The organism is Kitasatospora sp. NPDC033851 (assembly GCF_055576085.1).
In genome coordinates, this window is sequence record NZ_JBVIRL010000012.1 from 236,407 (window position 1) to 253,414 (window position 17,008).

The following is a 17,008-nucleotide window of genomic DNA, read 5'->3' on the forward strand; positions in this document are numbered from 1 at the left end:
CACCGTCGGCACGGGGTGGCGTCAGTCGCCCCGGAGGCGGACGAAGGTGGCGGTGGGCGGGCGGCCGGTGAGGGTGATTTCGGCGCGCAGCGGGCCGGTCAGGGGGTGGACCGGGCCGTGGTCGGGGTCGGTGGTGGCCGGGCCGAGGAGGGGGCGGGTCACGTCGGCGACCTCGCGGGACTGGACGGCGGTGAGCCGGGGCGTCGTCAGGAAGACCCGGCCGTCGTCGAGCCGGAGGATCAGCGCGTGCGGGCGGGCGGCCGGGCCGGTGACGGCGCGGACGGTGGCGTCGAGGGTGTCGCTGCGGCGGTACTTGACCCAGGCGTGCCCGGCGCCGCGCGGCCGGTAGGGGGAGCCGGCGGCCTTGCAGACGAGGCCCTCCACCCCGGTGTCGGCGAGCTGTTCCATCCACTCCAGTGCCTCCGTCCGGTCGGTGGTCGCCATCACCGGCTGGATCGGCGGCGGGACGTCGGCCAGGGCGGCGAGCAGCAGGCGGCGGCGGTCGGTGAGCGGGAGCCGGCGGACGTCGCGGCCGGGCAGGGCCAGCAGGTCGAAGGCGATCAGGCCGAGCGCGACGTCCGGGGCGGCGGCGCGGGCCTGGCGGGTGCGCAGCAGCTCGCCGAAGGCGAACCGGCCGCCGCGCCAGGCGACCAGTTCGGCGTCCAGGACCAGCCCCTCGGGCAGCCGGCCGACGGCGGCGGCGATCGGCGGGAACTCGGGGGCGAGGTCGCGGCCGGTGCGGGACTGCAGGACCGGCGGCCGGTCGCCGCGGGCGAAGGCGATGCAGCGGAAGCCGTCCAGTTTCAGTTCGTACTGCACGCCACCGCCGCCCAGCCCGTCGGCGGGCGGTACGGCGGTGACGGCGGCGGGGCGCATCACCTCGACGGGCGGCTGCAGGACCTGCCGTGCCTGCCGGCGCGACGACTCCCGGGCCTGCGGCTGCTGCGGCGCCGCCGTCGAGGGAGCGGACGGCAGCGGGCGGGCCCGGTCCGGGTCCAGCAGCGGGGCGAACAGGTCGCCGTGGGCGGCCAGCCGGTCGGGGACCTCGGCGAGCGTGAACGTCAGGTCCTGCTCGCCGCCCGCCCGCTCCAGCTCGGCCCAGGACAGCGGGGTGGAGACCGTCGGCAGCGGCCGGGCCCGCAGGGTGTACGGCGCCGCGGTGGTCTTCTTGGCGTTGTTCTGCGACCAGTCGACCAGTACCCGCCCCCGGCGCCGGGCCTTCGCCATGGTGTGCACCGCCAGCTCCGGGTGCTCGGCCTCCAGAGCGGCGGCCAGCTCCTTCGCGTAGGCGGAGACCCGGGTGCTGGGCGTGGGCTCGATCGGGACCAGCAGGTGCAGGCCCTTGGAACCGGAGGTCTTCACCCAGGCGGTGAGGCCGTCCGCCGCCAGCCGTTCGCGCAGCAGCAGCGCGACCGCCCGGCAGGTGAGGACGTCCGCGCCCTCGCCGGGGTCGAGGTCCAGGACGAGCCGGTCGGCGAGCGCGGGCGCGGCCGCGTGCCACTGCGGGACGTGCAGCTCCAGGCAGCCCAGGTTGGCGACGGACAACAGCGCCGCGCCGTCCTCCAGCACCACCTGCCACAGCTCGCCGGTGTTGCTCGGGACCTCGACGGTGCGCACCCAGTCCGGGGTGCCCGGGGGCGGGTTCTTGGCGACGAAGACCTCCGCCTCGACGCCGTCCGGGCAGCGCAGGAAGGACACCGGGCGATCCCGCAGGTGGGGGAGCAGGGCGGTGTGGACGGCGGCGTAGTAGCGCAGCACCTCGCCCTTGAGGGTGCCGGTGCGCGGGTAGTACACCTTGTCGAGGTGGGAGAGGGCGAGAGTGCGCCCGTCCACCGTCATCTGCGGCACGGTGCGGCTCCGAAGCCTCCGGTTGGGTGGCCCCCGCAGCCAGTCTGCCCCGCTTCGGCGGCGCCCGCCCGGGGCCCGTGCGGTGCGCGGGCCCCGGGCGCGCGGGTGGGGGCTACCGCCCCGGGCCGACCAGCGCGTGGGCGTCCGCGACCAGGTCCTCGATCCGGGCCCAGTCCGGCGCCGGCCCGTCGAGGTACACGCCCAGCCAGCCCCGGTGACCCACGTACGGCGGCCGGAAGTAGCGGTCGGGGTCCTCGCCGGTCATGCGTTCCTGCGCGCCGCCGGGCGCCGCGCACCAGAAACCGAGGCGGTCGTCGTGGTGGTGGTCGGAGAGCATCACGAACACCCGGGCCCGGCGGCCGGAGCCCGCGAACCAGGTCGGCTCCCCGTGGCTGATCCGCTCCTCGACCTCCGGCAGCGCCAGGCAGAGCGCCCGCAGCCGGTCCACCGGCGTGGGCACCGCGTCACCCCACGGCCGGACGGGGCGCGCCCGGATAGGTGCCGAAGTACCAGCGGTTGCCCTCCGGGTCGGCGGCGGCGAAGTCGCGCGAGCCGTAGTCCGTGTCGTACGGCGCGGTGGTGATCCGGGCGCCGGCGGCCACCGCGCGGGCGTGCACGGCGTCCGGGTCGGCGGTGACCACGTACGCGGTGAAGCCGCCGGGCTTGCCGGGCCAGGGCGAGGCGCCGTCGGGCGTCTCACGGTCCGAGCCGAGCATCACGCCGCCGCCCTCGGGCCAGGCCAGCTCGGCGTGGGCGACGAAATCGCCCTCACCGTAGGCGACGACCTCCTGAAAGCCGAAGGCCTCGACCAGGAAGCGGATCAGCGCCCGGGCGTCGGTGGCCCGCAGGCTGGGCCAGACCTGCGGGGCGGGGGTCTCGGTGGCGTCCATGGCTCTCTCCTCGGGACCGGTCAGGGAAGGTGCGGGATTCCGCTACGCCTCCACTCTGCGGCCGCCCCGCCTGCCCTGCCCGCCCCGCCTCGGACGTCTCGGAACGTCGCCGCCTCCGGGTGAGCCCGGTCTTGCGCCGGAACCGCTCCCGCAGGTGGAAGCGGTCCCCTGGCGCGGTCGCGGACCCGCGCGGTGTTGCTTATGGTGAGGGCGCGGTCACCCCGTTCGCGCCCGAGCCGAGCGCGCGGGGGAGCGCCACCCGGGGGGAAGCGGGGGGAATCACCGACGAAGGAGTCCCCGTGACCACTGCCCGAGACATCATGCACACCGGCGCCCAGTGCATCGGCGCCCACCAGACGCTGGCCGAGGCCGCGAAGATGATGCGCGACAAGAACGTGGGTGCGTTGCCGATCTGCGGCGACGACCAGAAGCTCAAGGGCATCATCACCGACCGCGACATCGTGCTGCGCTGTATCGCCGAGGGCAAGGACCCTTCCACGATGACGGCCATGGACCTGTCCGGCCACCTGCACTGCGTGCGCGCCGACGACAGCATGGACGCGGTGCTGCGCAAGATGGAGCAGCACCAGATCCGGCGCATCCCCGTGATCGACGGCGAGCGGCTGGTGGGCATGATCAGCGAGGCCGACCTGGCGATGGGCCACCGCAACGGCCAGCGGCTGACGGACCAGCAGATCATCGACTTCATGGACGGCGTCTACATGAAGCAGTGACCTCACCTGGTGACCTGACGCAGCGTCCTGACGTCAGGACATGACGCGGTGACCGGGCTCGGCCGATTTCCGACCTGAGCCCCGGCCCCGTCCGCGCGCCGTGACCGGCCGGTCCCCTGTACCGGCCGGGCCATTCGAAGGTGCCGGTCGGGGCCGCCGTGCGTCTTGTACGAATGCGCACGCGGTCCGAAAGCGAGTCGGCCTACGCTGCTCCGGCCCTACGCTGAGTCCGCCTACGCGGCGCCGGCCCTACGCGGCGCCGACGTCGAGGACGGCGCTGGTCACCCGTCCCGCCACCCGGTCGGTGGGCTCCGGCAGGGTGGCGGCGCCGCTCCGCGAGGCCAGGAACTCGCGCGGTGAGCAGCCGACCATGCCGCGGAAGCTGCGGTCGAGGTGGGACTGGTCGTAGTAGCCGCAGAGCGCGGCGAGGTCGGCGCCGGTGGAGCGGCCCTCTCGGGCGGCCAGGGCACCGAGGGTGCGCTGGAGGCGGAGGATCCCGGCGGCCTGCTTGGGGGCCACGCCGAGGTGCTCGCGGAAGCGTAGTTCCAGCCGGCGGCGGCTCCAGCCGGTGCCCTCGACCAGGGTGTGGATCGGCACCTGCCCGTGCGAGCGCCGCAGTTGGTGCCAGGCCCAGCGGACGGACGGTTCCCAGTCCGGGCCGTACGCGAACAGTGCGGCGAAGTACCCGTCGAGCATGGCGAACCGGGCCGGCCAGCTCGGGGTGTGGGCGAGCCGGTCGGTGAGCGCCCCCAGCCGCGGGCCCAGGACGTCGCCCGCCTCGGCCCACTGCCCGCCGAGGTCGCCGGCCAGCGGACCGAACGCCCGGAACGCGCCCTGCGGGGTGAGCGAGACGGCCAACCCGTGCAGGACGCCCGTGTGTTCGGCGATCGTCGCGGTGCGGCGCAGCCCGGCCGCGACCGATCCGAAGGAGGTGGCGGGCGCGGGGGAGACGGCGTCGACGAGGCGCATGGTGCCCTCGAAGGCGAGTGCCACCGTGACGACGTCCGTCGGCACCTCCAGCCGGCGGCGCGGCTGCCGCAGGTCCAGCCGGTAGCCGCGGTAGCCGAGGACGTACCGGCGCAGGGGCTCGGCGGGCGTGCCGAGGACCGTCTCCGGAGGGGTTGTCGGGAGGGTGCTCCGGGCCATCTCAACTCCCGTGCTCGGCCGGGCGGGTGACATGTGTACGAGCCATCCTAGGCGCACCGTCGACAGCTCCGGGGCGTCTCGGGGAGTGGATCTTCCTTTCTGGCCAGTCGAGATGCGGGCATACTCGCGCCCATGGGAAAGCAGTACGAATGCATCGAAGGTCGGCTGCGCCGGTTCATCGAGAGCCAGCCGGTCTACTTCGTCGCCACGGCCCCGCTGGCCGCCGACGGGCACGTCAACCTCTCGCCCAAGGGCCGCTCGGGAACGCTTGCGGTGATCGACGAACTCACCCTCGCCTACCTGGACTTCGGCGGTTCGCAGGCCGAGACCGTCGCCCATCTGCGGGAGAACGGCCGGATCACCCTGATGTGGTGCTCCTTCGAGGGACCGCCGACCGTGGTGCGGGTGCACGGCCGGGGCGAGGCGATCTTCCGTGACGACCCGCGCTTCGCCGAGCTGCTCGGCCACTTCGACCCCGCTGCGGACGGGTCGGCCCTGCGGGCGATCGTGCTGGTCAGGGCCGAGCGGGTCAGCGACTCCTGCGGGTACGCGGTGCCGTTCATGGACTACCGCGCCGATCGCGACCTGCACGCCCAGTACTTCGAACGCAAGGGCGAGGAGGGGTTCGGCGCCTACTGCGAGGGCAAGCCGCTCGTCGGCACCAGCCTCGACGGCCTGCCCGCCGTCCCGCTGCCGCTCCCGCCCCGGTCCGCCTGACGGGATCGTCGGCCAGGCAGATCACCGGCCAGGAAGATCGCCGGCCCGACGGGATCGCCGGCTTGGCAGATCACCGCCGCGGGCGGGGCTGATGGCATGACGAAGCCGCCGCACCCGGCAGGGGTGCGGCGCTTCGTGGGGGTCTTACTTGCTCAGACCGGCCTTGACGGAGCAGATCGGCCAGGCGCCCGGGCCCTGGGCCGCGAGGACCTTCTCGCCGACGGAGATCTGCTGGTCCTTGGTGGCCAGGTCGGCGCGCGGGGCGAAGGAGGTGCCGCCGAAGGCCGCCCAGGTGCTGGAGGTGAACTGGAGGCCGCCGTAGAAGCCGTTGCCGGAGTTGATGGCCCAGTTGCCGGTGGCCTCGCAGGAGGCGACCTTGTCCCAGACGGTGGCCGGCGCAGCGGAGGCACCGGTGGCCGTGACGAGGCCGGCCACGGGCAGGGCGGTGAGCGCCCCGGCCATCAGAGCCATCCGGACGCGGTTGCGGCGCTTCGGGGTGGCAGTGGTGGTGGCAGCGGCGGTCTCGTTACGGAAGGTCATGAATTTCCTTTCGGAGGGGGTTGCGAGCACGCGGAACCAGGCCCTCGGAAGGCCGTTGGTTTCGGGGACACGTCACTCGCGTGGTTCGGCACCGTTCCTGCTCGGGGGCGGTGAGGCCCGTCCGGAGCGGATCGCTCGGTGCAACGGGTTCGAAGTTACGGGGGTGGCCGGGGCCGATTCAAGGATTTGAAGGTTTAGGCACGTCAGGGGGCCGTTACCGGGCGTAAGGATCAAGGAATTGTGCCTATTTCGCCCGTTTTGCACCCATTTCCAAGATCGAATACCGCCGGGAAGTGGCCCGCACCACAGCGAAAGTCCTGTGAGGCCGCGCACATCGTCGACAGCGCGTGACGGCCCGCCCGCCGCCGGTGCCGAATCCGCCGCGCCCGCCGCCGCTCCGGGTGGCCCGCACCACAGGGCTCACCCGGAGCGCCCGCTGCGCTCACTCACGGTGCCCGGAATAGCCTCTGGGCCATGAGCAACGAGAGCGAAGCAGCGGACGCGGCGGACGCGGGAGCAGCGGACGCCACGACAGGAGGGGCGGCCGGCGCCGGGGTACCGGTCGGGATGCCGAACGGCGCCGAGGAGCACGAGGTCGCGGTCGCACCACAGGGCTTCGAGCTGGGGACCGACGGGCCCAAGGTGATCCTGGCGGGGCTGGACGGCTCCGACTCCTCCTGGCGCGCCACCGCCTACGCCGCCGGACTGGCCCGCCGGCAGGGCGCCGTCCTCGCGGTGGCCTACGTCCAGCCGATCCTCGGCGCCGCGACCGCCCTGGCCGGGGCCGCGGTGGAGGAGACCACCCAGGAGATCGCCGAGGAACTGCTGGCCGCCCTGCGCGAGGCCGAGGACCGGGTGCGCGAGGTGTGGAAGGTGGACTGGCGCTTCCTGACCATGCGCGGCGACCCGTACGGCGGGCTGGCCAAGCTGGCCGACGAGCTGCGCGCGGACGCCGTGGTGGTCGGGGTCTCCGAGCAGGCCGGGCACAAGGTGATCGGATCGGTGGCGGTCCGGCTGGTGAAGGCGGGCCGCTGGCCGGTGACCGTCGTCCCCTAAGAGCCGGCCGGTGACTGTCGTCCGTCCGCAGGCCCGGGTGCGCCCGCCGCCCGGGCCGACCGCCCGCCGGGCGGGGACGGGGCGGCGGGTAGGGTGCGTGAACATGACGGACACGCGGGGCACGCACCTTTCCGAGCCCGCCCACCCGACCGGCAACGACCTGCACCTCGACCTCCCCGCCACCGGCGGCCGCCGCGCCGCACTGATGACGGCCCTGCGCGAGGCGATCCGCAGCGGCCGGCTGGCGCCCGGCACCCGCCTGCCGCCGTACCGGACGCTCGCCGCCGACCTCGGCCTGGCCCGCAACACCGCCGCCGAGGCCTACGCCGAACTCGTCGCCGAGGGCTGGCTGACCGCTCGTCAGGGATCCGGCACCACCGTCGCCGAACGCGCCGAACCCGTCCCGCCCGCCCAGGCCCGCCGGCCCTCGCGCCGCCCCGGGCCCCGGCACGACCTGCGCCAGGGCCAGCCCGACGGCGCCTCCTTCCCCCGTGCCGCCTGGCTGGCCGCCGCCCGCCGGGCCCTCACCGCCGCGCCCAACGAGGCCTTCGGCCCCGGCGATCCGCAGGGCCGGCGCGAGCTGCGCACCGTCCTCGCCGACTACCTGGCCCGCGCCCGGGGGGTGCGCACCGACCCGGACCGGATCGTGATCTGCTCCGGCTTCGCCCACGCGCTGCGGCTGCTCTTCGACGGCGCAAGGCCCGTCCTGCCGCCCGCCGAGAACGGGCCGCTGGCCGTCGAGGCGTACGGCCTGGGCTTCCACCACGGGCTGCTGGCCGCCGCCGGGGTCACAGCCGTGCCGCTGCCGATCGACGAACAGGGCGCCCTCGTCGACGAGTTGGCGCACCACAGGACCGTCCGTACGGCCCTGCTCACCCCCGCCCACCAGTTCCCCACCGGCGGCCCGCTGAACCCGGGCCGCCGCGCCGCCGTGGTCGACTGGGCGCGCGGCCGCGGCGCACTGGTCCTGGAGGACGACTACGACGGCGAGTTCCGCTACGACCGCCAGCCGGTCGGCGCCGTCCAGGGCCTCGACCCGGAGCGGGTGGTCTACCTCGGCAGCGCCAGCAAGAGCCTCACCCCCGCGCTGCGCCTCGGCTGGATGGTGCTGCCGGACCACCTGGTCGACCGGGCGCTCGCCGCCAAGGGCGAACGCGAGGGCTGGGCCAGCGCGTTGGACCAGCTGACCCTCGCCGAGTTCATCGACTCCGGCGGCTACGACCGGCACGTGCGCCGGATGCGCCGCCACTACCGGGACCGCCGCGACCAGCTGGTGGCCGCACTCGCGGTGAACGCCCCGCACGTCGAGGTGTCCGGCATCGCGGCCGGCCTGCACGCGGTGCTGCGGCTGGAGCCCGGCACCGAGCGCTCGGTGCTCAAGGCTGCCGCCTACCGGGGCCTGGCCGTCGACGGCCTCGCCGACTTCCGGCACCCGGCGATCACCCCCGAGGCCATGCCGGCCGTCGACGGGCTGGTGGTCGGCTACGCCACGCCGCCCGACCACGCCTACACGGCGGCGGTCGAGGCGCTCTGCGACATCCTGCCGCCGTCCGCCTGAGTCCTGAGGGCTGAGTCCTCAGGGCGGGGGCCTCGGGCCGGGGTGTGAGCGGGAGACCGAGGGCGGGGGAGCGGCGAAGGATAGGCTCCCGGGCGCCCCGGTGGGGCCGGAACGCGACTTGCCGGTCCACGGCGTCCGCGCACCGCTCCTGCGTCGGTACGGAACCGGGCTGAGGAGAGCAGCCCACGCGGTGCCGCCGCTTACGCTCCTTGGTCATGCGCAGAACACATCCGATCCGCGCCGCGCTCGTCGCGTGCCCGGCCCTCGTCGTCGGTCTGCTCCTCTCCGCCGCTCCCGCCCGGGCCGACACCCCGCTGCCCCTCACCGCCGTCTCCGACAAGCAGACGACCGTCCGGGGCGGCGAGTTCACGCTCACGCTGACGCTCACCAACCCTTACGACACCCCGATCCAATTCGTCTACCAGAGTGTCCAGGAGACCTACGGAACCAGCCTGCAGACCGGCCTCAAGTTCACCGAGACCGCCTGCGGCACCCAGACCAACGGCTGCAGTGACAACGTCCACGGCGGCATCGCCCGGTACAACGTGCCGCTCGGACCCGGCGCCAGCAGCACCTTCACGGTGACCTACGCCATCGCCCCGGACTCGGCCTGCGGCGACGCCACCCGGATCGACTTCTACTCCTACCTGTACTACGAGTACAACGCAGGGCTGAGCAACAACGCGGGCATCGTCGGTGTCCCCGGCACCCAGGTCGCCTGCGCCTGACCCGAGAGCGACCCGGTCTCGAACCGATCCCGACCCGGCGCGGGCCCGCGACCGTCCCCGGCGCACGCCCCCACTGCGCATCCCCCGTTCCCCCGTCAGGTGCCGGCCGCCCCCGTTCCGGCACCTGACGGGCCGTCCGCGGCGTCGTGGGCGGATGGCAGGCCGGGCGCACGCGTGCCTCGATGCCCCATGGCCCGGTCGGTCCGGTCGATCTCCCCGGCCTGCCGATGTCGTCCGACTTGGCTTGTCTGCGGCTCGACCGGGTGCGACGCGGGTTTTGAGGTGGCCTGAACCGTCCGACCGGTGTGCCGGGTTGACGCCGGCCGGTGGCCGCCGGGGCCGTCCGACGGGGTCGGGGACGGGTGGGAAAGCCATTGGCAGCACGGGGATCGCAGGTGCGAACGGATGTTCCTCCGGTTTTCGGGGCGGTGGGGGCGGACCACGCGAGATTCACCCTATCGGGGGGTACTGGGCGTCCGTACGGCCTTGGTCGGGTTCTGGTGATCTAGGGTTCCGGATGGGCCGCCGGGAGAGGGCGGCCGCATCGCGACAGTTCGCCAACGCCCCCACCGATATGCGGATCTGAGGATCCGTCACGGCATGCGCCAGGGCGGTTCGTTCGTACGGCCCTGGCCGCGTGACCCGACCACAGGAATGGAGACCCCTGCCGATGCCCGTGGACACGAGCCCGGAGACAGAGCAGGTCAAGCAGCAGAGCCTTGCGACGGCCGCTGCACGCAACCTTGCCACCACGACCAAGTCCGCACCGCAGATGCAGGAGATCACCTCCCGCTGGCTGCTCAAGGTGCTCCCCTGGGTGCAGGCCGCCGGTGGCGCCTACCGGGTGAACCGTCGGCTCACCTACACCGTGGGCAACGGCGTGGTGGAGTTCATCAAGACCGGTTCCCAGGTCCGGGTGATCCCGGCGGAGCTGGGTGAGTTGGCCCTGCTGCGCGGCTTCGAGGACGAGGATGTGCTCACCGCCCTGGCCGACCGCTGCCAGCAGCGGGACTTCGGCCCCGGTGAGGTGCTCGCCACCCAGGGCGAGGCCGCCGACCGGATCTTCCTGATCGCGCACGGCAGGATCAACCTGTTCGGCACCGGCAAGTACGGCGACGAGACCGAGATCGGCGTGGCCGCCGACGGCGACCGCTTCGGTGACGACTCCCTGTTGAACCCGGACGCCGTCTGGGACTGCACCGCCAAGACCGTCACCTCCGGTGTGGCCCTCACCCTGACCCGGGCGGACTTCGCCGCCATCCGGGACAACGCGCCCAGCCTGCAGGAGCACCTGCAGGCCTTCCTGGCCCTGCCGCTGCAGGCCCAGAACGAGCGCGGCGAGGCCGAGATCGCCATGTCGGCCGGTCACCACGGCGAGTACGAGCTCCCCGGCGCCTTCGTGGACTACGAGCTCAATCCGCGTGAGTACGAGCTGAGCGTCGCGCAGACCATCCTCAAGGTCCACACTCGCGTCGCGGACCTGTACAACCAGCCGATGAACCAGATCGAGCACCAGCTCCGGCTGACCATCGAGGCCCTGCGCGAGCGCCAGGAGCACGAGCTCGTCAACAACCCGGAGTTCGGCCTGCTCAACAACGCCGACTTCGACCAGCGGATCCAGACCCACTCCGGCCCGCCCACCCCGGACGACCTGGACGAGCTGCTCAGCCGCCGCCGCGACCCCGACTACCTGCTGGCCCACCCGCGGACCATCGCCGCGATCGGCCGCGAGTTCAACGCGCGGGGCCTGTACCCCACCCACGTCGACCTCGGCGGGCAGCAGGTGCCGGCCTGGCGCGGGGTACCGATCCTGCCCTGCAACAAGATCCCGATCACCAAGGAGAACACGAGCTCGATCCTCGTGATCCGTGCCGGTGAGGACAACCAGGGCGTGATCGGCCTGCACCAGACCGGCATCCCGGACGAGTACCAGCCGTCCCTCTCGGTCCGCTTCATGGGGATCGACGAGAAGGCGATCATCTCGTACCTGGTCAGCGCCTACTACTCGGCCGCGATCCTGGTGCCGGACGCGGTCGGTGTGCTGGAGAACGTCGAGATCGCGCACCGCCGCCACTGAGCGCGCGGAACACGTTCGTGCGGAACAGTGCGTGCGGGCCGTAACCGGCCGGCACCAAGATCGTTTGACCTGATGACGGACGGCTCACCCCCGGAGGTGGGCCGTCCGCCGCGCGTTTGACCACTTTTGGTCGTGTCCGATCGATTCTCGGCCGGGAGCCGACCGCTTCCGGCCGGTCCTGTCTTGTCCCGTCCTTCCCCCCATGCGACCCGAGAGGTGTGTGGAGCCCATGTCCCAGCGTCGGCAGTTACGCCGGATACCGCTGCACGCCGGCGGGTCGGCGGTCTCCGGGCGGCGGGTACGGCTGATCGGCGCGGCGGTCGGCGTGGTCGCGATGTGCGCACTGGCCACCGGCGCGACCGCGTCCGGGGCCGAGCACGCCGGAGGGTATCCGCACGGCCCGGCCGTGGACACCTGCGTCTGCACCGAGACCGACGTGTCGGTGTCGGTGGGGCCGGGCGGCAGCGTGGGCGTCGGGGTGGGCGTCGACGTCCAGGTCGGCGTCAGCGTCGCCCCCAACGCCGGTACCGGACACCACGGCCACAGGCCCCCGTCAGGCCACCACCCGTGCCACACGCCCCGGGCCACTCCCCTCCCGGCGGCTCCCTCGTCCTCGGCGGGACCACGGCCGGAGCCCGGGCGGCCGGACGACGAGCACGAGGGGCCGGACGGGCACGGCGAGCGCGGGGGGCATAGCTGGCACGACTGGCACGACTGGGGTCACCACCATCACCACCCGCACCCCTGCCCGAGTCCGACGCCCACGCCTACACCTACGCCGACCCATGCGCCCACCCCCACGCCGACCCCGACTTTTACGCCGACCCCCACGCCGACGCCGACCCCCACGCGTACGCCGACCCCCACGCCCAGCCCGACGCCGGCTCCCACCCCGCCGCCCCCGTCGCCGCCCGCGCCGCCGCCGCCCGTACCTGCGGCCCCGGCACCCCCGGCTCCCGCTCCGGATCCGCCCGCTCCCGCGCCGGTCCCGCCGCCACCCGCTGTCCCGGTCGTGCCGAGTCCGGTCGTGCCCAGTCCGGCGGCCCTGAGCGCCGCCCCGCCGAGCCCGGTGCGCCCGAGCCCGCTGTGGCCGGTGCCGTCGGCGCGGCCGACGTTCCACGTGCCCGTTTCGAAGCCGATGAGTGTGCCGCAGCGTCACCACGGCGCCTCGATGACCAAGACGATGCTGCTGGTCATGGTCCCCGCCGTGCTCGCGGCGGCGGCCCTGCGCCCGGGCGGTGGCGGCGGCCGCGGTCGAGGCCGCGCGGGCCGGTCCTGACCCACCACGGGCCCCGACGCCCGTCGGTCGGCCCCGGGACCGCTCCGGCCCCGGGGCCGCCTCCGATCTTTCTGTTCCGTCACAAGCCAAGCCAGAGAAGGGAGTTCCCATGTCCGAGTGGGTGGCGTTGGTCATCGCCATGGCGGCGGCCTGTGTCGTCGTGGTGGCGGTGGTGCTGTTGAGGCACCGCCGCGTGCGCACGGTGGAGAGCACCGACGAGACGCCGGACGTCATCGAGTACATCACGATGATGATCGGGGTGGTCTACGCGATCGTCCTCGGTCTCGCCATCGCGGGTGTCTGGGAGGGGCGCGGCGCCGCCCAGGACGACCTGTTCCGGGAGGCGCAGTCGCTGCGCGAGGTGAGCGACCGGGCGGTGGTCTACCCGGTGGAGTTCCGCGACCAGGTCCGCGCCGACGTGGACGCCTACGTCACGTACGTGGTGAACACCGAGTGGGACTACATGCGCGAGCACGGCGAACTCACCGAGAAGGGCGGCCAGTTGCTGCAGAAGCTGCAGACGGACGTCGCCACCCGGCCGCCGGCCTCCGACCTGGAGTCGCAGGCCTACCAGCCGATCCTGGACCGGATCGACCAGGCCTCCGACGCCCGCAATTCGCGCGGCCAGAACGCCGGCCCCACCATGCCGGACGTGGTCTGGTTCGGACTGCTCGGCGGTGCCGTGGTGACGGTCGGCATGCTGTTCGCGCTGCAGATCCGGAACACGCCGCGGGAGTTGATCCTGGCACTCTGCTTCAGCGCGCTGATCGCCTTCCTGCTGTTCATGATCTGGGACTTCGACAACCCGTTCTCCCGCAGCGTCTCGGTGACCACCCAGCCGTTCGAGGACCTCTTCCCCTCGCTCAACCTCAAGGGCTGAGCAGCGGTGGACGGCCCGCGCGGAATCGGCGGTATCCCGCGCGGGCCGTCGCCGTTCACAGTCGCCTGATGTGACGTCAGCGAAGACTGCTGCCCGTCGAGTTGAGCATCGTGCCGGCCGTGTCGTCGTTCTCCAGGGAGAAGGCGAACAGGCCGCCCAGCCCCTTGCTCTTGGCGTAGGCCCCGCGCGCCTGGACGGCCTGCGGAGTGTCACCGGTCCAGAAGTCGGTGCCGTCGTAGACCCAGCTGCTCTCGGTGACCGGGTCCCAGTGGGTCTGCGCCGCGGTCGGGTTGAGCTCCTTCCAGGCGGCCAGACCGGCCGCCTGGCTCATCGGCTTGGCGGCCGTCGGACCGGTCGCGCTCTGGTAGAGGCCGAAGTTCGAGCTCGCCGGGACGCTCGTCCAGCCGCGCCAGTAGAACGGGATGCCGAGCACCAGCTTGCTCGCCGGGAAGCCGCCGGGGATGCCGTACTCGGGCAGGCCGGTGGTGTACGCGGCGACCGTGGTGTCCACGTTGTACTTGCGGGTGCCGGGGGTGCCGGGGGTGCCGGGGGTGCCGGGGGTGCCGGGGGTGATCGGCGTGGTCGGATCGGCCGGGCTGTCGTGCAGCGGGTCCTGGTGGTTGGTCGGGCCCTTGGCGTCCCACGCGCCGTGCATGTCGTAGGACATCACGTCGGCGTAGTCCAGGTAGGCGCCGATCCTGTCGGTCTCCAGCTGGGCGACCTTGTCCTGACCACTGGGCAGCGCGGCGGTCGGCAGGTAGCGCTTGCCCTGCGCGGAGCCGAGGGTGTCCAGCTGGGTGCGGAACTCCAGCAGCAGCGTGTAGTTCTGCCTGTCGGCGGGGGAGTAGTGGTTGCCGGTGTGGACGCCGGCCGAGCCGGGGTACTCCCAGTCGAGGTCGATGCCGTCGAAGATGCCCGCGGCCGAGGCCTGTCCGCCCGAGGCGTCACCGGCGACACCGGTCGGCAGGTTCCCCTTGAGGAACATGTCGATGCAGGAGGATACGAAGGTCTTTCGGGAGGCGTCGGTGGCCGCCGCGCCGGAGAAGTACTTGGAGTACGTCCAGCCGCCGATCGAGATGGTGAACCGCAGGTTCGGGTACGCGGCCTTGAGCTGGCGCAGCTGGTTGAAGGGACCAATATTCGCCGTCAAGGGTGTCCGCCCGCTGGACCGTTCCCGGTCGTGGTCTCGTCGGCCCGGTAGGTTGGCCGGTGCAACCGGCAGGACCGGCACGAGCAGGCCCGTCGAACGACCGTCGAACGGAGGAGCCGCGATGGACAGCCAGGACTGGGACGACCGCTACGCCGCGAGCGAGCTGGTGTGGGGCGCCGAGCCCAACCAGTGGGTGGTCCGCGAACTGACCGGCCGCGCTCCCGGCCACGCCCTCGACCTGGCCGCCGGCGAAGGCCGCAACGCCATCTGGCTGGCCGCCCAGGGCTGGGAGGTCACCGGACTGGACTTCTCCGCCGTCGCCCTGGAACGCGCCGAACGGCTCACCGCCGACCTGCCCGACGAGGTCGCCGACCGCCTCACCTGGCGCCACGGCGACGCCCGCACCTTTGAAGGCCCCGCCGCCGGCTACGACCTCGTCCTGGTCGCCTACCTCCAGCTCCCTGCCGAGGACCGCCGCACCGCGCTGCGCCGCGCCGCCGACGCGCTCGCCCCCGGCGGCACCCTGCTGGTCGTCGGACACGACCTGAGCAACCTCACCGAGGGCGTCGGCGGCCCGCAGGACCCGGCCGTGCTCTTCACCCCGGAGGACGTCCGGGCCGACCTCGCCGACCTCGGCCTGCGCACCGTCCGCGCCGAGCGGGTGCACCGTACGGTCGGTGGCGAGCCCGGGCACAAGGGTGGGGGCGCGGGCGGCGTCGCCGTGGACGCGCTGGTACGGCTGGAACGGGCCGCGCGGTGACGGACGGACCCGCTCGGCGCGCCGTGCTCGGCGGGCTGTTGGCCGTCGCCCCGCTGGTGCTGGCGGGGTGCTCAGGGAAGCCGAAGCAGCCCGCCGCGATGCCCGAGCCGAGCGACCTGGGCCGCGAGGCCTTCGTGATGGTGATCCGGCACGGCGAGAAGCCCGACGGCAGCCACCCGGGCCTGGACGAGGCCGGCAAGCCGGACGGCAAGTCGCTCACCGAGCGCGGCTGGGCCCGCGCGAAGGCGCTGCCCACGTTGTTCTCCCCGCCCGTGCCCGGTCTGCGCACCCCGGCCAGGATCCTCGCAGCCGCCGATGACGGCCCGCTGGCCGGCGCACGCCGGATGCGCCAGACCGTCACCCCGCTGGCCGGCAGGCTCGGGCTGACGGTGAACACCGGGTACGCGGAGTCCCAGGAGTCCGCGCTGGTCGGCTCCGCCCTGGCCGGGGAGCAGCCGGTGCTGATCTGCTGGGAGCACTCGCGGATCCCGCGGATCGTCGAAGCGCTCGGCGCCACCGGCAGCGGCGTGCCCGCCGCCTGGCCGGACCGGTTCGACACGATCTGGACGTTCTCCCGGCCGGCGCGCGGGCCGTGGGCCTTCCACGAGGTGCGGCAGCACCTGCTGGACGGCGACACCTGATCCGCCCCGGCCGGGAGGGCGTAGGAGAGTCGGCCCTGGACAGCGTCCTGCCCCGGTCGTTCGGTGCCGTTCCACGGCTACGCCGGACGTCGGACCGCCGGTTCCGTCGGTGTGCGGACCGTTGTCGGGGGTGAGGCGAGGGGGAGTGCGGGGTAGGGGTGCTCGCAGGACCCCGTCGGATGATCAGGAAATTTTCTACAGTGCTGTAGATTCTCGGCACGCGGCGGTGGCAGAACGAGGAGGACGCGATGAGCGTTTCGCTGGCCAAGGGGCAGCAGATCAGCCTGGAGAAGCCGGGCGGTGGGCAGCTGAGCCTGGTCCGGATGGGCCTCGGGTGGAAGGCGGCGGAGCGCAAGGGCTTCCTCGCCAAGCTGCTCGCCGCCGGCCGGGAGATCGACCTGGACGCCTCGGCGGTGCTGTTCGCCCAGGGGCGGCCGGTGGACGTGGTGTTCTTCCAGCACCTCACCAGCAACGACGGCTCGGTGCGGCACAGCGGGGACAACCTGGTCGGCGGCTCGGGCGGCGCGACCGACGACGAGTCGATCACGGTCAACCTGACGACGGTGTCGGCCGAGGTCGATCAGATCCTCTTCACCGTCAACTCCTTCACCGGCCAGACCTTCCAGGAGGTCGAGGCGGCCTTCTGCCGGCTCGTGGACGAGACCACCGGTGCCGAGCTGGCCCGCTACACGCTCACCGGCGGCGGCCCGTACACCGCGCAGATCATGGCCAAGGTGCAGCGCACGCCGACCGGTTGGCAGATGGCCGCGATCGGCCAGCCGGCCAGCGGGCGGACCTTCCAGGACCTGATGCCGGAGTTGGTCAAGCACCTCTGAGCAGGCCCGGACGGGCGGCGGTCGCAGCGGGGGGGGGGGGGGGGGGGGGGGGGGGGGGCGCCCCCCCCCCCCCCCCCGGCGGGGTGGTTCAGTCGCGGGGAACCCACAGGCCGCGCTCCTCGCGCCGGATCTCCCAGTCGCGACGGCCGGGCTCCCGGCCGGGGCGGA

At 73.4% G+C, this 17,008-nt stretch carries 15 protein-coding genes and 2 pseudogenes; 10 read left to right on the top strand and 7 right to left on the bottom strand.

Annotation, left to right across the window (positions count from 1 at the left end; genetic code table 11):
• Positions 1 to 21 precede the first annotated feature (21 nt).
• The 4 genes and pseudogenes from ACZ51D_RS23580 to ACZ51D_RS23595 form a co-directional block, all read right to left on the bottom strand.
• Complete coding sequence (locus ACZ51D_RS23580; RefSeq protein WP_465618273.1) at positions 22 to 876, bottom strand: ATP-dependent DNA ligase; 855 nt, start codon at positions 874 to 876, stop codon at positions 22 to 24.
• 90 nt (positions 877 to 966) lie between these two features.
• A pseudogene (gene ligD, locus ACZ51D_RS23585) lies at positions 967 to 1,839 on the bottom strand (non-homologous end-joining DNA ligase); the annotation flags it as partial.
• Positions 1,840 to 1,960: 121 nt separating this feature from the next.
• Positions 1,961 to 2,308: an MmcQ/YjbR family DNA-binding protein gene (locus tag ACZ51D_RS23590; RefSeq protein ID WP_465618112.1), complete on the bottom strand. Its 348-nt coding sequence runs from the start codon at positions 2,306 to 2,308 to the stop codon at positions 1,961 to 1,963.
• Between the two features lie 4 nt (positions 2,309 to 2,312).
• A complete protein-coding gene (locus ACZ51D_RS23595) occupies positions 2,313 to 2,738 on the bottom strand; it encodes a VOC family protein (RefSeq protein WP_465618114.1) in 426 nt (141 codons plus the stop codon).
• A 299-nt stretch (positions 2,739 to 3,037) separates the two neighbouring features.
• Between ACZ51D_RS23595 and ACZ51D_RS23600 the strand changes: the two genes are divergently transcribed.
• Positions 3,038 to 3,472 (top strand): CBS domain-containing protein, encoded by a 435-nt coding sequence (locus ACZ51D_RS23600; RefSeq protein ID WP_465618116.1) that lies wholly within the window; start codon positions 3,038 to 3,040, stop codon positions 3,470 to 3,472.
• Between the two features lie 249 nt (positions 3,473 to 3,721).
• Here the strand turns inward: ACZ51D_RS23600 and ACZ51D_RS23605 are convergent, their stop codons facing one another.
• The gene (locus ACZ51D_RS23605; RefSeq protein ID WP_465618118.1) at positions 3,722 to 4,618 is read right to left on the bottom strand and encodes a helix-turn-helix domain-containing protein; all 897 of its coding nucleotides are present in this window, start codon (positions 4,616 to 4,618) and stop codon (positions 3,722 to 3,724) included.
• Between the two features lie 132 nt (positions 4,619 to 4,750).
• Here ACZ51D_RS23605 and ACZ51D_RS23610 point away from each other — a divergent pair, with 132 nt between their 5' ends.
• A complete protein-coding gene (locus tag ACZ51D_RS23610) occupies positions 4,751 to 5,335 on the top strand; it encodes a pyridoxamine 5'-phosphate oxidase family protein (protein ID WP_465618120.1) in 585 nt (194 codons plus the stop codon).
• Between the two features lie 147 nt (positions 5,336 to 5,482).
• Here the strand turns inward: ACZ51D_RS23610 and ACZ51D_RS23615 are convergent.
• A pseudogene (locus ACZ51D_RS23615) lies at positions 5,483 to 5,875 on the bottom strand (transglycosylase family protein); the annotation flags it as partial.
• A gap of 567 nt (positions 5,876 to 6,442) precedes the next feature.
• Between ACZ51D_RS23615 and ACZ51D_RS23620 the strand changes: the two are divergent.
• From ACZ51D_RS23620 to ACZ51D_RS23640, 5 genes are all read left to right on the top strand, one after another.
• A complete protein-coding gene (locus ACZ51D_RS23620; RefSeq protein WP_465618275.1) occupies positions 6,443 to 6,931 on the top strand; it encodes a universal stress protein in 489 nt (162 codons plus the stop codon).
• 103 nt (positions 6,932 to 7,034) lie between these two features.
• Positions 7,035 to 8,489, top strand: coding sequence for a MocR-like pyridoxine biosynthesis transcription factor PdxR (pdxR, locus tag ACZ51D_RS23625; protein WP_465618122.1), 1,455 nt, complete (start codon positions 7,035 to 7,037; stop codon positions 8,487 to 8,489).
• Positions 8,490 to 8,704: 215 nt separating this feature from the next.
• Positions 8,705 to 9,217, top strand: a complete 513-nt coding sequence (locus ACZ51D_RS23630; protein WP_360494087.1) for a hypothetical protein — start codon at positions 8,705 to 8,707, stop codon at positions 9,215 to 9,217.
• Between the two features lie 670 nt (positions 9,218 to 9,887).
• Positions 9,888 to 11,294, top strand: a complete 1,407-nt coding sequence (locus ACZ51D_RS23635; protein WP_465618125.1) for a family 2B encapsulin nanocompartment shell protein — start codon at positions 9,888 to 9,890, stop codon at positions 11,292 to 11,294.
• Between the two features lie 1,388 nt (positions 11,295 to 12,682).
• Positions 12,683 to 13,453, top strand: coding sequence for a bestrophin-like domain (locus ACZ51D_RS23640; protein WP_465618127.1), 771 nt, complete (start codon positions 12,683 to 12,685; stop codon positions 13,451 to 13,453).
• Positions 13,454 to 13,529: 76 nt separating this feature from the next.
• Here ACZ51D_RS23640 and ACZ51D_RS23645 read toward each other — a convergent pair whose 3' ends face one another.
• Positions 13,530 to 14,603: a glycoside hydrolase family 18 protein gene (locus tag ACZ51D_RS23645; RefSeq protein ID WP_465663458.1), complete on the bottom strand. Its 1,074-nt coding sequence runs from the start codon at positions 14,601 to 14,603 to the stop codon at positions 13,530 to 13,532.
• Between the two features lie 121 nt (positions 14,604 to 14,724).
• Here ACZ51D_RS23645 and ACZ51D_RS23650 point away from each other — a divergent pair, with 121 nt between their 5' ends.
• The 3 genes from ACZ51D_RS23650 to ACZ51D_RS23660 all read left to right on the top strand — a co-directional run bounded on the left by ACZ51D_RS23650 (position 14,725) and on the right by ACZ51D_RS23660 (position 16,840).
• Positions 14,725 to 15,363 (top strand): class I SAM-dependent methyltransferase, encoded by a 639-nt coding sequence (locus ACZ51D_RS23650; protein ID WP_465618129.1) that lies wholly within the window; start codon positions 14,725 to 14,727, stop codon positions 15,361 to 15,363.
• Positions 15,360 to 16,004, top strand: a complete 645-nt coding sequence (locus ACZ51D_RS23655) for a hypothetical protein (RefSeq protein ID WP_465663459.1) — start codon at positions 15,360 to 15,362, stop codon at positions 16,002 to 16,004. Before ACZ51D_RS23650 ends, ACZ51D_RS23655 begins: the two co-directional genes overlap by 4 nt.
• 248 nt (positions 16,005 to 16,252) lie before the next feature.
• Positions 16,253 to 16,840, top strand: coding sequence for a TerD family protein (locus ACZ51D_RS23660; RefSeq protein ID WP_360494105.1), 588 nt, complete (start codon positions 16,253 to 16,255; stop codon positions 16,838 to 16,840).
• The last annotated feature ends 168 nt before the right edge of the window (positions 16,841 to 17,008 follow it).

Coding starts and splice junctions, on each gene's coding strand:
- ACZ51D_RS23580 (WP_465618273.1), bottom strand. CDS start 876: ATGCGCCCCGCCGCCGTCACCGCCGTACCGCCCGCCGACGGGCTGGGC.
- ACZ51D_RS23595 (WP_465618114.1), bottom strand. CDS start 2,738: ATGGACGCCACCGAGACCCCCGCCCCGCAGGTCTGGCCCAGCCTGCGG.
- ACZ51D_RS23605 (WP_465618118.1), bottom strand. CDS start 4,618: ATGGCCCGGAGCACCCTCCCGACAACCCCTCCGGAGACGGTCCTCGGC.
- ACZ51D_RS23610 (WP_465618120.1), top strand. CDS start 4,751: ATGGGAAAGCAGTACGAATGCATCGAAGGTCGGCTGCGCCGGTTCATC.
- ACZ51D_RS23620 (WP_465618275.1), top strand. CDS start 6,443: ATGCCGAACGGCGCCGAGGAGCACGAGGTCGCGGTCGCACCACAGGGC.
- pdxR (WP_465618122.1), top strand. CDS start 7,035: ATGACGGACACGCGGGGCACGCACCTTTCCGAGCCCGCCCACCCGACC.
- ACZ51D_RS23630 (WP_360494087.1), top strand. CDS start 8,705: ATGCGCAGAACACATCCGATCCGCGCCGCGCTCGTCGCGTGCCCGGCC.
- ACZ51D_RS23635 (WP_465618125.1), top strand. CDS start 9,888: ATGCCCGTGGACACGAGCCCGGAGACAGAGCAGGTCAAGCAGCAGAGC.
- ACZ51D_RS23640 (WP_465618127.1), top strand. CDS start 12,683: ATGTCCGAGTGGGTGGCGTTGGTCATCGCCATGGCGGCGGCCTGTGTC.
- ACZ51D_RS23650 (WP_465618129.1), top strand. CDS start 14,725: ATGGACAGCCAGGACTGGGACGACCGCTACGCCGCGAGCGAGCTGGTG.
- ACZ51D_RS23660 (WP_360494105.1), top strand. CDS start 16,253: ATGAGCGTTTCGCTGGCCAAGGGGCAGCAGATCAGCCTGGAGAAGCCG.